This is a genomic window from Streptomyces purpurascens (assembly GCF_045040895.1).
Taxonomy (GTDB): domain Bacteria; phylum Actinomycetota; class Actinomycetes; order Streptomycetales; family Streptomycetaceae; genus Streptomyces; species Streptomyces purpurascens.
The window spans coordinates 1042019-1056108 of the sequence record NZ_CP108341.1; the positions used below are offsets into that span (position 1 = coordinate 1042019).

Annotated in this window: 12 protein-coding genes; 9 read left to right on the plus strand and 3 right to left on the minus strand. The window is 72.3% G+C overall.

The window, feature by feature from the left end; translation table 11 throughout:
- Positions 1-20: 20 nt before the first annotated feature.
- Positions 21-1178, plus strand: coding sequence for a WD40/YVTN/BNR-like repeat-containing protein (locus tag OHU35_RS04795; protein WP_405504813.1), 1158 nt, complete (start codon positions 21-23; stop codon positions 1176-1178).
- 170 nt (positions 1179-1348) lie between these two features.
- On the opposite strand, the gene OHU35_RS04800 is transcribed toward OHU35_RS04795, so the two are convergent.
- Complete coding sequence (locus tag OHU35_RS04800; RefSeq protein WP_405504815.1) at positions 1349-1954, minus strand: TetR/AcrR family transcriptional regulator; 606 nt, start codon at positions 1952-1954, stop codon at positions 1349-1351.
- 161 nt (positions 1955-2115) lie between these two features.
- On the opposite strand from OHU35_RS04800, the gene OHU35_RS04805 reads away from it, so the two are divergent.
- The 7 genes from OHU35_RS04805 to OHU35_RS04835 all read left to right on the plus strand — a co-directional run bounded on the left by OHU35_RS04805 (position 2116) and on the right by OHU35_RS04835 (position 7792).
- Positions 2116-3282 carry an FAD-dependent monooxygenase gene (locus tag OHU35_RS04805; protein WP_405504817.1) on the plus strand — a complete coding sequence of 389 codons (1167 nt, stop codon included), beginning with the start codon at positions 2116-2118 and terminating at the stop codon, positions 3280-3282.
- The gene (locus OHU35_RS04810; RefSeq protein WP_405504819.1) at positions 3279-4739 is read left to right on the plus strand and encodes an MFS transporter; all 1461 of its coding nucleotides are present in this window, start codon (positions 3279-3281) and stop codon (positions 4737-4739) included. Before OHU35_RS04805 ends, OHU35_RS04810 begins: the two co-directional genes overlap by 4 nt.
- 51 nt (positions 4740-4790) lie before the next feature.
- Complete coding sequence (locus OHU35_RS04815; protein WP_405504821.1) at positions 4791-4946, plus strand: hypothetical protein; 156 nt, start codon at positions 4791-4793, stop codon at positions 4944-4946.
- 82 nt (positions 4947-5028) lie between these two features.
- Positions 5029-5328, plus strand: a complete 300-nt coding sequence (locus OHU35_RS04820) for a WXG100 family type VII secretion target (RefSeq protein ID WP_405504823.1) — start codon at positions 5029-5031, stop codon at positions 5326-5328.
- 87 nt (positions 5329-5415) lie between these two features.
- Positions 5416-5706, plus strand: coding sequence for a hypothetical protein (locus OHU35_RS04825; protein ID WP_189724156.1), 291 nt, complete (start codon positions 5416-5418; stop codon positions 5704-5706).
- Positions 5693-6412, plus strand: a complete 720-nt coding sequence (locus OHU35_RS04830) for a hypothetical protein (protein WP_405504825.1) — start codon at positions 5693-5695, stop codon at positions 6410-6412. The genes OHU35_RS04825 and OHU35_RS04830 overlap by 14 nt, the downstream gene beginning before the upstream one ends.
- A 9-nt stretch (positions 6413-6421) precedes the next feature.
- The gene (locus OHU35_RS04835) at positions 6422-7792 is read left to right on the plus strand and encodes a putative T7SS-secreted protein (RefSeq protein WP_405504827.1); all 1371 of its coding nucleotides are present in this window, start codon (positions 6422-6424) and stop codon (positions 7790-7792) included.
- A 75-nt stretch (positions 7793-7867) separates the two neighbouring features.
- Here the strand turns inward: OHU35_RS04835 and OHU35_RS04840 are convergent, their stop codons facing one another.
- Positions 7868-12244 (minus strand): FtsK/SpoIIIE domain-containing protein, encoded by a 4377-nt coding sequence (locus OHU35_RS04840; protein WP_405509175.1) that lies wholly within the window; start codon positions 12242-12244, stop codon positions 7868-7870.
- A 253-nt stretch (positions 12245-12497) separates the two neighbouring features.
- Between OHU35_RS04840 and OHU35_RS04845 the strand changes: the two genes are divergently transcribed.
- On the plus strand, positions 12498-13460 hold the full coding sequence (locus OHU35_RS04845; protein ID WP_189724160.1) for a hypothetical protein: 963 nt from the start codon (positions 12498-12500) through the stop codon (positions 13458-13460).
- Here OHU35_RS04845 and OHU35_RS04850 read toward each other — a convergent pair.
- Positions 13442-14038 carry a sigma-70 family RNA polymerase sigma factor gene (locus OHU35_RS04850; RefSeq protein ID WP_359897053.1) on the minus strand — a complete coding sequence of 199 codons (597 nt, stop codon included), beginning with the start codon at positions 14036-14038 and terminating at the stop codon, positions 13442-13444. The genes OHU35_RS04845 and OHU35_RS04850 overlap by 19 nt on opposite strands.
- Between the last annotated feature and the right edge of the window lie 52 nt (positions 14039-14090).

Below are 14090 nucleotides of genomic sequence, written 5' to 3' on the forward strand. Positions count from 1 at the left end.
GGTTCCGGAGGTGACTGTCAGTGGTGGGGTGCAGACTGGCCGGTGTCAGAGACGAGGGCGTCAAAGGCGACGCCGCGGAGGTGATCGGCATGGCCGAGGTACTGCTGGCCGTGGGCACGCGCAAAGGCCTGTTCATCGGGCGCCGGCGGGGTGGTGACGCCTGGGAGTTCGACGAGAGCCCCTACTTCAACGCGCAGGCCGTGTACTCGGTCGCCGTCGACACCCGGGGCTCGACCCCTCGTCTGCTGGCCGGCGGCGACAGCGCGCACTGGGGCCCGTCCGTGTTCCACTCCGACGATCTCGGCCGCACCTGGACCGAACCGGCGCACCCCGCCGTCAAGTTCCCCAAGGACACGGGGGCGTCCCTGGAGCGGGTGTGGCAACTGCACCCGGCCGCCGCCGAGCCGGACGTGGTGTACGCGGGTACGGAACCGGCCGCGCTGTACCGCTCGGAGGACCGCGGGGAGACGTTCGAGCTGGTCCGGCCCCTGTGGGAGCACCCCACGCGGTCGAAGTGGGTGCCGGGCGGCGGCGGTGAGGGCCTGCACACCGTGCTCACCGACACGCGCGACCCGAAGGCCGTGACGGTCGCCGTCTCGACGGCCGGCGTGTTCCGCACGCTGGACGGCGGCGCGAGCTGGGCTCCCTCCAACTCGGGTGTCTCGGCGGTGTTCCTGCCCGACCCGAACCCGGAGTTCGGCCAGTGCGTGCACAAGGTCGCGCGCGACGCGGCGGCCCCGGACCGGCTGTACCTGCAGAACCACTGGGGTGTGTACCGCAGCGACGACGCGGGCGCGCACTGGACGGACATCGGCGAGGGCCTGCCGTCCACGTTCGGCTTCGCTGCGGCCGCGCACCCGCACAGAGGCGACACGGCGTATGTGTTCCCGATCAACGCCGACGCCGACCGGGTCCCGGCCGACCACCGGTGCCGCGTCTACCGGACGGCGGACGCGGGCAAGAGCTGGGAGCCGCTCTCCGCGGGGCTGCCCCAGGAGGACCACTACGGCACGGTGCTGCGCGACGCGCTGTGCACGGACGACGGCGATCCGGCGGGCGTCTACTTCGGCAACCGCAACGGCGAGGTGTTCGCGTCCGCGGACGACGGCGACACCTGGCACCAACTCGCCTCACATCTGCCGGACGTGCTGTGCGTGCGGGCCGCGATCGTCGGATGAGGCGAGAAGGAAGACCGCGCACAGGCCCGCCTCGGCCCGCCCCCGGTTGGCGTCCCCACACGCCGAACTGACGCGGCACTTCGACGTGCCGCACTGAGCGCGGGCATGACGGGCGCTCAGGTCTTCGCAGCCCGCCCTTCGGCCCGGACCGTGCGGCCGGGGGCGATGGCTCAGGGGTGTGGTGCCGTGGCACGGATGCCGGCGAGCACCACGCCGACGATGCGTTCCGCGTCCGCTCGGGTGAACGGGCGCATGCCGCGGTTGACGATGAGGTGCACCGGGCCGGAGATCATCTCGCCGAGGAAGGAGCTGTCGACCGGGGGGAGTTCGCCCCGGTCGACGGCGGTGTCCACCCGCCGCTGCAGGGCGGCCACGCGCTGGTCGAGGATCTTGGTCAGCGCCTCGACGGTGGCGCTTTGGCGGGCGGGCTGGATGGCCTGTTCGAGCGTCCGGCCGAACGGCGTTTCCAGGCCACCGGCGAGGGCCAGCAGGAAGTCCGCCAGGTCCCGGTCGATGTCGCCGGTGTCGGCGACCGAGGCGAGATCCTCGGCGTAGCGCAGCAGGGCTTCGACCACCAGTTCCTCGCGGTCGGGCCAGTTGCGGTAGACGCTGGTCTTGTGCACGCCGGCGAACTCGGCGACCTCCTCGTACCGGAACCCCGCGATGCCGTCGCGCGCCACGAGCTCGACCGTCGCGGCGAGGATCTGCGCCCTCACCCGCGCGTTGCGGCCACCGGGGCGCCGCGCGGGCGACCGGTCAGCGGTCCCGTCGGCCATCGCCGCGCTCACCTCCTGTTTCTCTGCTCGGGTGCCGATTGTCGTCAGGTGCGGCGTTGCGGTGCAAGCCGGTCGCCAGTAGGCTCGCTAAAAGCGACAGCTTGTTTCTTTAAGGGATCGGTAAGTCACACACCCACCTCAGCGAAACCTGGAGCGCACACGTGAACATCCTTGTCTCCGGAGCCGGTATCGCCGGGCTCGCCTGCGCACGTGAGCTGGGCACCCGCGGCCACGCCGTCACCGTTGTCGAGTACGCCCGCCACCTCCGGCTCACCGGCACACCCATCGACATCCGCGGTGACGCGATCGAGGCCGTGGACAGAATGGGATTACTCGCGAGAATCCAGAATCAACGGGTCCGGATGTCCGAGCTGACCCAGTTCGTCGACAGCGCGGGCGAGCCGGTGGCCCGGATCCCCCTGGCGGAGATCAGCGACTCCGACGACGACATCGAACTCCTCCGTGAGGACCTCGTCCGTATCCTCGCCGAGGCACTCCCGGACACCGCGGCGATCCGCTTCGGCGACTCGATCGAGACACTGACCGACAACGGCGTGAACGGCGGCGTCGACGTACGTTTCGCATCGGGCCGCACCGGGCGCTACGACCTGGTGCTCGGTGCCGACGGCCAGCACTCCGCCGTACGCAGGCTGGTGTTCGGACCCGAGGAGGACCACCTCCGGCACCTCGGTGTCTACTTCGCCCTCGCCGACCACCCCGGTGAGGCGCGATTCGAGGGCGCCAACTCGATATACAACGTCCCCGGCCGGATGACAGGCATCTTCCGGTACAGCGGAAAGGCCGTCGCGGTCTTCCAGTTCCGCTCGGAACCGATCGACTACGACCACCGCGACCTGGACGCCCAGAAGAAGATCCTCATCGACGCCTTCGCGGGCCACCGGTCGTGGCGGATCCCGGAGTTGCTCGACGCGGCCCGCGCCGATCCTGGCTTCTTCTTCACCTCGGCGAGCCAGATCCACCTGCCCTCCTGGCACCGCGGCCGCGTCGCCCTCGTCGGGGACGCCGGGTACAGCCCGGCCTTCCTCTCCGGCCGGGGCACCTCACTCGCGCTCACCGGCGCGCGCTTCCTCGCCGAGGAACTCGAACGGTGCGGCAACGACCACACCGCCGCGTTCGCACGGTACGAGGAGCGGCAGCGCCCCTATGTCACGTTCGCCCAGGACCGTGTCTACAGCGGTCGCGACCGCATGCTGCCGACCACTTGGGCCGCCATCGCCGCCCGCAACGAGGCACTGCAGGCCGTGCGGACGACGCCCGACGGCCCTCGGCAGACCACCCCTCAACGCGCTGGAGAGAACGCAGAGTGAAAGACACACTGGAAAAGTCCGCCCTCGGCTCCCAGGAGCAACGCTGGAGCAAGCGGCTCATCCTCTGGGCGGCCGTGCTCACCCTCGCCAACGTCCTGGCCGACGTGGCCATCAGCTCGCCCATGATGGTCCTGCCCCAGTTAATGGAGCATTTCGACACCGACCAGGCCGCGTGGCTGAACGCGAGCGCGATGCTGGCCGGGGCCATCTGGTCGCCGCTGCTCGCGAAGAGTTCCGACCTCTTCGGCAAGCGCCGGATACTCATCGGCACGCTGCTCCTCGCCTGTACGGGAGCGCTGGTCTGCCTCGTCGCCCCCAACGTCTGGATCTTCCTGGTGGGGCGCTTCCTCCAAGGCGCCGCGTTTGCCGCGATCTTCATCACGGTGGCCCTCGCACGTCAGATCTGCACCCCTCGGGTGGCGATGGCCCTGGTCGGGCTCGTGACGTCCGGCTCGTCGATCGTCGGAATCGTCGAGCCGTTCCTGATGCAGCCGGTCATCGATGTGTTCGGCTACCGGAGCGTGTTCTTCGTGGCGGCGCTGCTCGCCGCCGCGGCCGCGCTCTGTGTGCGTTCCTTCATCCCGGAGTCGCCGGTTCGCGGCACCGGCCGGATCGACCTGGCCGGGGCGCTCCTGCTCGGCGGCGGCCTTGCCGCGGTGCTCGCCTACACCAGCCTGGGAAGCGACCTCGGTTGGCTGTCCGGGGGCATGGTCGCGCTGCTGGCGGCCGGTGCCGCCGGGTTGGCCGGCTGGGCGTTCCTCGCGCTGCGGGTCGACGAACCCATCATCGACATCCGGGCCCTCAGCCGACCGATCCTGCTGACGCTGCTGGCCCTGGTACTGGCGGCAGGCTCCTTCCGGAGCATGCTGCAACTGACGGGCATCATCGCCCAGGTGTCCCCCGACCTGGGGCTCGGTTACGGGCTGGGCGACGGAGAGGCGGTGGCGGTGCTGCTCGCCGCGCCCAATCTCGGCATCGTCATCGGCGGCACCTGCGCCGGATGGCTCGCGGGGCGGTTCGGTCCCGCCCTGCCCCTCCTCGGCGGCATCGCCGTCGGGGCAGCGGCGACGTTCGCGATGCTGGCGGGCGTATCCGTGCTCCCGCTGGCGATCGCCTGCGGCACCATGCTCGGCATGGCCGCCGGTGCGATCGGCGCCTCCGGCTACAACCTGGCGACCAGCATCGAAGCACCCGAGCGGCAGGGCACGATCGCCGGTCTGGTGTCGGTCGTACTCGCCCTCGGCTCGGTCGTCTTCAACATCGCCGGCGGCGAGGTTCTCAAAGCGACCCTCATTCCAGGGACCTCCGCCGACGGCGCCGCGGTGAGCACGGCGACCGGCGTGTACCTGTACGTCGCGATGGCGGGAGTGCTCTTCGCCCTCGCCGCGGTGCCCGCGATCATGCTGGCACGCAAGCGGCCCGCCGCGCCGGCGCCACGACGACCCGGGTGGGTGTGACGGACCCTCCCCGACCCTCGCCCGCCGCCCTAGCGTCGAGTCGCCACGGACATGCGCACCACGACCTCGCTGGTCTGGCGGGCAACGCCCGACGGCTGGCGGATCGTCCGCGAACACAACTCGACCAAGGTCCTGTCCGCGGGCGCCCTCGACGGCATGCTGCCGATCGATCAGCGCGGGCCGCACCGCCGTTCCGCACAGGCGTGAACCACCCCGGCAGGTGCCCCGTAGAGCCCGGTGTACGCGGTCCGACGGCCCGCGGCGATACGGAGCGACGGAAGGAATCGGCATGGCCGGCGGCAACATCCAGATCAGCCCGGACGAGATGCGGGAGGCCTCGACCTGGCTGCAGAACCAGAAGGAGCAGATGCAGCAGAGCCTCCACGAGGCCAACACCAAGATGGAGGAGATGGTCGAGGCGGCCTACGCGACGCCGGGCTCCGAGACCAAGTTCCGTCCGTTCTGGGAGGAGTACAAGAACGGCACCCAGGAGGCGATCGAGGGGCTGCAGGGCGTCAGCGAGTTCATCAAGCAGGTCGCCGACGCGTTCGTCGACACGGACGACCAGACGGCCGGCGGCATCGGCTGAACATCGCCCGCACGGCCGGTTTCCGCGCGCTGAAAGAGCGGCGCGGACCGGCCGTGAGCGGTGCGAGGAGAGGAAGGGAAGGTTTCGATGTCGCGTATCCGCGTTCCGGTGGACGATCTCACCGACACGATGGAAGCGCTCAAGGACATCCGGGAACGGATCGACAACACCGCCAGGCTCTACCAGGTCGGGTCACCGGAGGACGTGGGCGACTCCGACCTCGCCACGGGCGTCGACAACTTCGACAAGGCCTGGGTGGCCGGCCACGAACGCGTCCAGGACAACGTGGACACGTTCAAGGAGACCACGCAGGGCATCGTCGACAACTTCACACAGGCGGACCAGGACACGTCGAAGGGGCTCGATGACCCCGCTTGAGACAGACGAGGACAAGGGGCACGGGCACATGACGGATACGGCCGCCGAGCGGCCGGCCGGCTCGCCGACGGGATACAGGATCAACTTCCCGAAGAGCTGGTGGCACCTCGACCTCGACCCGAGCACCCGGGACGCGTCCATCCGCCGGCGGGTCGAGAAGGTCGCGGCCGGCCGGGACGACATCGGCCGCGAGCAACTGGACTCCCTCGTCCGTGAACTGCGCAGGACGACCCGGGAGGCGCATGCCCGGGGCGCCCTCCAGGCGGCGGGGATGCTCGCCTTCCTGACCGACGGCAGCACACTGACGGCCACGACGGTCGTGCTGCGCACCGAGATCCCCGAGGGCGAGCCGACCGACCTGCACCGGCTGATGGTGTCGGCCGGCGTCCACAACAACAGGAACTCGGTCGGCCGGGGCACGGGCGCCAACACCGTGGAGATCATGGAGGTTCCCGGGCTGGGCAGCGTCGGCCGGATGACCTCGGTCGAGGACGTGGACTACGCCGGCAGGGCCACCGTACGCACGGGGATGCACCACGTCGTGGTGCCGGTGCCGGGCAGCCGGACGCTTTTGATCATCTCCAGCTCCACGCCCAACATCACGATGCTGGACGAGTTCTTCGAGGTCTTCGACGCCATCGCGGGAACCTTCCGGTTCCGCGAGGGCGCGGGCCCCGAAGGCGTGGACTTCGAGAACGGGAAGTGAGGTCGGGACATGGCGCGGCCACCGCTGTCCGAATGGGAGGACGTGTTCGGCTTCACGGAGGATCCGACACCCGGCGACCCGGAGATACTCGAACAGCTGGCGTCCGAGTACCGGAAGGTCTCCCACGACGCGGACGACGCCGGATCCGTGGTCTCCCGGCTCGACTCCAAGGACCTGGGCGAGGGCAAGTCCATGGAGGAGCTCCGGAACAAGCTCGGCGAACTGCCGGACCAGGTGGGCCGTCTGCAGTCCTCGTACGAGAAGGCGGCCGCCGCGGTGAAGGAGTACGCCACTCGGCTGCGGGAGTCGCAGGAACAGGCGGACAAGGCCCTGCGGGACGGCCGTGAGGCCAAGGACCGGCTCGCCTCGGCTGTGGAGGTGGCGACCGCCGCCGGTGCCAAGGTGACCGGCCTGGACAACGCCGAAGCGCCGCCGCCCGACGACGAGGCGGCCAAGAGCAGCGCCCGGCGTGCCATGGCGGACGCGAAAGCGGAGCAGGACGAGGCCGCGAGGTCCGTCGAGTCGGCCGAGGCTGATCTCGAGGCTGCCCGGCGGCTCGCGCTCGACGCGCAGGAACTGCGGGTCTCGGACGCCGGCCTCGCCCGTCGTCAGCTGGACGAGGCCGAGGCGGAGGCGGTCGAGGGGAAGAGCACCTGGGACAAGATCTGGGACATCGTCGGAGCCGTTCTGGGCTTCGTCGCCGGCGTGCTCGGAGTGCTGGCGCTGTTCATCCCCGGCCTCCAGGCGCTCGGGGCCACCCTGCTGATCGTCGGCCTGGGAGCCGCCTCCCTGGGCATCACCATCGCCAAGGCGGTGTTGACCGGCGAAGTGGACATCGTCGGGATCGTCCTGGGCGTCGTCGGCCTGGCGTTCGGCGGAGCCGCGATCTTCAACAGCGCCAAGGCGGCGATCACAGCGGGGACAAGCCTGGGCAAGGCGCTTTCCGGGATCGGCCGCGCGTTCAAGGGCGCGGGGACCTATGTGAGCAACGTCTTCAAGGGGCTCGGCAAGCCGCCGCCCGTCGTGCAGGACATCCCGCTCAACACGCTGGGGCCGCTCGGCAACGTCGGGGGCGGCGTCCTGGGCGCCGGCCTCGGGCGGTTCGCCACCGGGTGGAGATACGTCCTGCCCGGGATGACGGGCCAGATCCCGGGAGGGGATCTCCTCCTCAAACTGGGCCAAGGGCTCAAGGGCTTGATGATCCTGGACGCCGGTCTGGGCTTCAAGACCATCTGGTACGGCCAGTCCTTCGCCCTCCCCGTCCTGTCCGGCCTGAACGACAGCGTCGGAGCGGTGTACGGGTTGATCACCGGAGTCCCGAGTGGGCCCGACGGCGCCACCGTGCAGGCGAAGGGCGACTTCCCGCTGGAGGCGGACTGAGAGGGAAGGTGCGCGAGGGCTCCCACACCGGCCGACGCCGGCGCGGGAGCCCTCCGCTCATACGGGGATCCTCAGTTACCCGGCCGGCGGCAGCACCGTCTCCGGGACCTGGATGGTGCGCAGCACGCCGTCGCCCAGATGCAGGATCGCCCGGCCCGGACGGGCCGCGCCCAGCCGGCTGCGCGGCACCCTGACGCCGATCAGTTCGCCGTCGCTCATGTTCTGCGGCTTCAGCAGCAGTCCGCACCGGTTCCGGCGGGCCTCGGTGTGCCAGCCGGAGAAGCCGGAGGAGAGCCGGTCGGTCTGCCCGGCGACGACCAGTCCCCGGCCGGTCTCCGCACCGGACTTGGAGATCCGCGTGAGCACCGGCTCGGCCTTCGTCTTCAGCAGCAGGTCGGCGTCGTCCAGGAGCACCACCGCACCGTCCGGGGCCGTGGAGAGCGCCTCCTCCAGCTGCGTCGGGTCGATGTCGGACTCGTCGAACACCGCGAGCACGCCCGGCCGCCCGGCCAGGTCACGCAGCGGCGAGCGGGCGGGGGCCCCGATCACGACCGGGGTGCCGGACGCGAGCAGCGACAGCGCGACCGTCGACAGCACCGTGCTGCGCCCGGACCGGGCCGGGCCCGCCACCAGGAAGGTCGGCGTCATCGAGAAGTCCGGTCCGAAGGCGGTCAGTTCGTCGCCGCCGACACCGGCCACCGCCCAGCGCGGGTGCGGCCACGGCTGCGGCGCGTACCCGGCCGCCTCCTCCCAGGTGAGCCGGTCCGGCAGGGTGTCGACGCGGAACGGCCGGGTGGCGGCGGGCAGGTGAGCCGACCGTTCACGGCACTGCCCGGCGATCCGCTGGAGCGCCGCGGCCTGCGCCTGGCCCCCGGGGTCGTCCGTGAGGAGCGCGATCTGCACCTCGGCCTTGTCGGCGGCGCGCAGGGCCCGGCCCGGCGGGATCTCGTCGGGCACCTTCCGCTGGGTCACGCCGATCATGCCGTACTCGGACTTGTCGTTCAGCTTCAGGACGAGCTTGTCCTCGGTGGAGTTGCCGACCCGGCTGGAGAACAGCGCCCGGTCGCCGGTCATCACCAGGTGGATGCCGACGCTCGCGCCGTCCCGGAGCAGGGTCTGCACCCCGGACAGCAGGTTCCCGGAGTCGTACTCGCCGAGCTGCTTGTCGAAGACCTCCCACCGGTCGATGAACAGCACGATGTGCGGCGGCCGTTCGTCCTCGGGCAGCGCGCGCCTCAGTTCCGTCAGGTCGGCGCTGCCGCGGGCGGCGAGCATCTCCTGCCGCCGGGCGAGCTCCGCCGTCAGCCGGGCGAGCAGCCGGGCCACCCGGTCCGGCTGGGTGCGCTGGGTGACGGCGCCGACGTGCGGCAGCCCTTCCATGGCCAGCAGTGCGCCGTTGCCGCAGTCGATGCCGTACATGTGCAGCTGGGCCGGGGTGTGGGCCAGGGCCAGCATGCCGCCGAGCGTGCGCAGCGTCTGCGAGCGGCCCTGCCGGGGCGAGCCGACGACATGCAGGTGTCCGAGCGTCGCCGGGTCGATCACCAGGGGCAGCCGGGCCTGTTGGGCGGGCAGGTCCACCACGCCGTACGCGACGGGCGTGAGGTCGTAGTCCGAGCGCGGGGCGGGCGGCAGTTCGCCGGTGACCAGCTTCTCGGGCAGCGGCTGGAGCCAGGGGCTGTGCTGTGCGGGGATGCCCATCTCCCGGTCCGCGTCGCGGATCGCCTTGACGAGTCCGGTGAGGTCGGTCTCGGCTTCGGCGGGGGCGGCCGCGCCCCGGGGCCGCGGCGGGAGCGGCTCGCCGAGCCGCTCCCAGCCGACCGTCACCGCCCAGGGTGCAGGCAGCGAGGTCGCCGCGGCGCCGGGCCGGCGGCCGCCGACCCGTCCGGTCTGGAACGGCACGAGGGAGTTCTGGCCGAAGCGCACATAGGCGCGGCCGGGTGTGCTCTGCGAGATCCCGGCGGCCTCAGGGGAGTTGAGGACGTCCTGGCTCTCGCCGGAGTCCGTCACCCGCAGCGCGATGCGCAGGTTGGTGTTGGCGCGGATCTCCGAGGAGACGACGCCGCTGGGGCGCTGTGTCGCCAGGATCAGGTGGATGCCGAGGCTGCGGCCCCGCTGCGCGATGTTGACGAGGCCCTTCACGAAGTCCGGCAGGTCGCGCACCATCGAGGCGAACTCGTCGATGACGATGAGCAGCCGGGGCATCGGGGTGTGGCCCGCGGGGTTCCGCTCCAGCGCGTCGACGTAGTCCTCGATGTCCTTGGCGCCGGCCGCGGCGAGGATGTGCTCGCGCCGGGTGAGTTCCGCCGTCAGGGACACCAGGGCCCGCTCGACGAGGTGGGCGTCGAGGTCGGTGACCATGCCGACGGTGTGCGGCAGGTCCACGCAGTCCTTGAACGCGGAGCCGCCCTTGTAGTCGACGAGGACGAACGTCATCGCGTCCGGACGGTTCGCCACCGCGAGCGAGGCGACGAGCGTCTGGAGGAGTTCGGACTTGCCGGAGCCGGTGGTACCGGCGACCAGCCCGTGCGGGCCGTCGCGCCGCAGGTCCAGGTGGAACGGGCCGTCCAGGGAGACGCCTACGGCCGCCCTGGTCGAGCGGCCCCCGGCGTTCCAGCGGGCCCGGATGCCACCGGCCTGCGGCGGGTCGAGGGCGAGTACGTCGAGCAGCCGCGCGGAGCCGGGGAGCACCGCGGCCTCCTCGTCGGCCCCGCCCGGGTCGCGCAGCGGGCCCATCGCGCGGGCCAGCGAGCGGCACCAGTCCTGGGACACCTCGTCGGGCCGGATGCCCCCGACCGTGCCCCTCCCGGAGCGTCCCACCCGCAGGGTTCCGCCGGGCTCCTCGACGGCGACGGCGTGGCACTCCTCGGGCAGCAGCCGTTCCTCGGCGTCCAGACAGACCGCGCGGACGCCGACGGACGGTCCGTCGCGCAGGATCTGCGCCACGCCGGGCAGCGAACGCAGCCTGCGGGCCCCGTCGAGGACGACGAGCACGTCGGGTCCGGCGGGCCGGCGGCGCCGGTCCTCCCGTCCGGCGCGCTCGGCGATCAGCGCGGTCAGTTCGGCGACCCGGCGGGCGCAGCTCTCCGTGCCGTAGCCGATGCTGGCCGGGGTGTCGCCGGACTTCTTCCGCACGTGCGGCAGCCAGCGCAGCCAGGACCAGCCGTCCCGGCCAGGGCCGCCGGTCGTCAGCAGGTGGATCTGGAGGTCACGGGGGCTGTGCAGGACGGCGGCCTGGGCGACCGCCCACCGTGCCGCGGAGCGCGCGGCCGGGCCCTCGCCTGCGATGCCCAGGACGTCGTGCTCACGCAGCGGAACGGTCACCGGGACGTCGTACGCGGTCCACGGGTCCTGGCGGCGGTGTTCGTCCTTGGTCGGGTCCTGGAGCACCACGTCGGAGGGCAGGTCGGCGGTCCCGATGCGCAGTTCCAGGAAGTCGGCGTCCGAGGTGCGGCGTTCCCACAGCCGGTGCCGGGGGCCGACGGCGGTCAGGACGACCTCGGCCGGGTCCGGGAAGCCACGGCGCCGGGCGGTGCGTTCGGCCGCCAGTGCCTGCTCCGCGTCGCCCTCGATGCGCGCCTTCTTCTCCTCGTAGGCGGTGACCGCTTCGGAGTGGGACTGGCGGCCGGTGCGCCGGCTCATCATGTAGTTGCCGACGATCACGACCGGGGAGAGCAGCCCGAACAGCAGCATCGTCCAGCGGCCGAGAATCAGTGCCCCGGCCACCGCCATCACCAGCGGGGCGGCCGCGGCGAGCCACGGGAGCGGCCGGGCCGCGGGCGACGCGGGCGGGGAGGGCAGAGTGAAGCGGGTGGCGTTCTCGGCCGGCCGCAGCCGCGGCGGCCGGTTGTAGTCCCAGCCGGTGCCGTCCTCCGACGGCTCCACCGCCGCGTCCGGCTTCTGCGGGAGGGCGAGTTCGAGCAGGCAGCCGCCGACGAGGAGTTGCGCTCCGGCCGGCCACGCGGTGGCCTCGGCGAGGTCCTCACGGTCCAGTTGGAGGGTGCCGCCGACCGGTGCGGAGGCGTCGGGTGCCACGCGGCAGCGTCCTCCGGGACCCACCGTCAGGACGGCGACCGGTCGCTCCGGTACGGTGCGCAGCACCTGGGCGGCCCCGTCGCGCGCCAGCCCGATCCGGTACTCGCCGATGTCGAGCCGGTGCACCGCGCCCGCTCCGGTCCCGCCGACCGCGCGGACCTCCGCCAGCCCGTCCGGTTCGGCCGAGGAGGTACCGGCCGGGCGGCCCAGGCCCACGACGGCCGCGTGATGGAGCGGTGCGTCCCGCAGCCGCATGTCCGCGGGCAGCAGCCGGTCGCCTACGTACAGGCCGAGGCCTTCCGGGGGCCGGACGCCTCCGGCACCGGCCAGCGCCTCCGCGACGCCGCCCACGGGCGTGTCGGGGTCGGCGTCGAGGTGGACGTCGAACGCATCACTCTCCCCATCGACCACGGTCAACATCAACGACACGAAACGTCCTCCAGCCAGCGTGTTTGCGGGGGCGCGGGAGCCGTGCTCGGCAGCTCTCGCGCCACTGACGGGACCTACGGGGCCCGCCCGCAGACGGTTCACGGGCGCGTGCGTGAACCGTCTGCGGGCGGGCCCCGTAGACGCCTTCGGGTGCTCGGCTCCGCGACTCCGCCGCTGTGCCGCCCCCTCCCCCGCTTTCGACCGCCCCGGCTCCGCCGCCGGGGTCCCGACAAGGAGTCAGAAGATGATCTGGTACGTCCTGGCCGTGGTGCTGGGGCTGGCGCTGATCGGAGCGGTGGCCGCGCTGGTCGTCACCGAGCGGCAGCCGCGCCCGCCGAAGCCCGTCGCCCCCTCGGCCGCCGTCGAGGGGCGTGAGGCCCTGGACGTGGTCGACGCGGGCCTGCGCCGGCTGACGGGCGAGTGCCTGCGCTCGGGCCGGTCGCTGCCCGACCTGTACGCCGTCGTCTACTCCGAGGAGCGGCTCGGACTGCTGCTGGCCGGCGCGGAGGAGGACGCCCCGGCGCCCTGGACCGCCGAGGCGGACGGCGAGCGCTGGACGGTCTCGTCCGACGCCCTGCGCCGCCCCGGCCCGGAGGGCGAACCGGCTCTGCCGTACGCGCTGACGGTGACGGTGGGGCTGGACGGCGCCGACCGGGTGCTGGTCGACCTCTCCCGGGCGTCGGGGCCCGTCTCCGTGGCGGGACCCGACGAGGAGGTGCGCAGTCTGGCGCGGGCCGTCGTTGCCGAGGCGCTCACCGGCCCGGTGGGGGCTCTCGCCGAGGTCACCCTGGTGGGATCCGTGGCCGGCGAGGGGCTCGTCGCCGACGACGTGCCGCAGGCCTCGCGTCTGCACACCGCGGCCAGTCTGGAGGAGGCGTTCGCCGTGGCGGCTTCGGCGGGCCCGGTACAGCCGGAGCCCGGATCGACCGACGTCACCCAGATCTTCCGGCTGATCGAAGGCAGCAGCCGGATCGCCGTCCAGGGCGAGGCGCCGCACCTGTTCGTCGTGGACGCCTCACAGCTCCCGCGGCGGGAGGGCGCGTTGGACGGCCTGCGGCGCGGGGACGCACTGCTGGTGCTCGGCGACGCGCCCGCGGGGTGGCGCTGGCGGGCCGGTGCGGGCGGATCGCTCGACACCGGACCGCTCGGCCTGGAGATCACCCGGCACGTGGGGCGTCTCGCCGAGTCTCACCCGGCGTCGCGGTAACGGCCGTCCGTGTACAGCCCTCGGCTGTACAGCGCCTCCCGCAGGGCGCGGGAGGCGTAGAACGTCCGCGACTTGACGGTGCCCGGCGGCACGCCGAGGACCCGGGCCGTCTGGTTGACGCTGCGCCCCAGGTAGTGCACGTGCATCAGAACCTCGCGCTGCGGCGGCCGCAGGTCCCACAACGCCTCTAAGAGCACCTGGGAGGTGAGCATGTGGTCAACGTCGTCGGACACCTGCGGGTGGGCGAGTTCCGGGTCGCCGTTCTCCGCCGGTCTGGCCTGGCGGGCCCGGAGATCGTCGATGACGAGGTTGCGCAGCACGGTGAACAGCCACGGCCGCGCCGCGTCCGTGGTCGGGTCGAGCTGCCCGGCGTGGCGCCAGGCGCGGATCGCGACCTCTTGGAGGACATCCTCGGCGCGGTGCCAGTCGCCCTGCAGACGCCGTGCGGCGAACTGCAGCAGCGCGCGGCCGTGGACTTGGTAGAAGGCTCTGAGGAACTCCTCGGGGCGGAGTTCCGCGGTGGGGGGACGGGTGTTGCGGTCTTCGGTCGAGGTTTCGGTGGAAGTGCTGGCCGACAAAGGCCTGTTCCTCTCCTGTCGCCTGTGGGGGTGGCGACGGTGAACGCGCCCC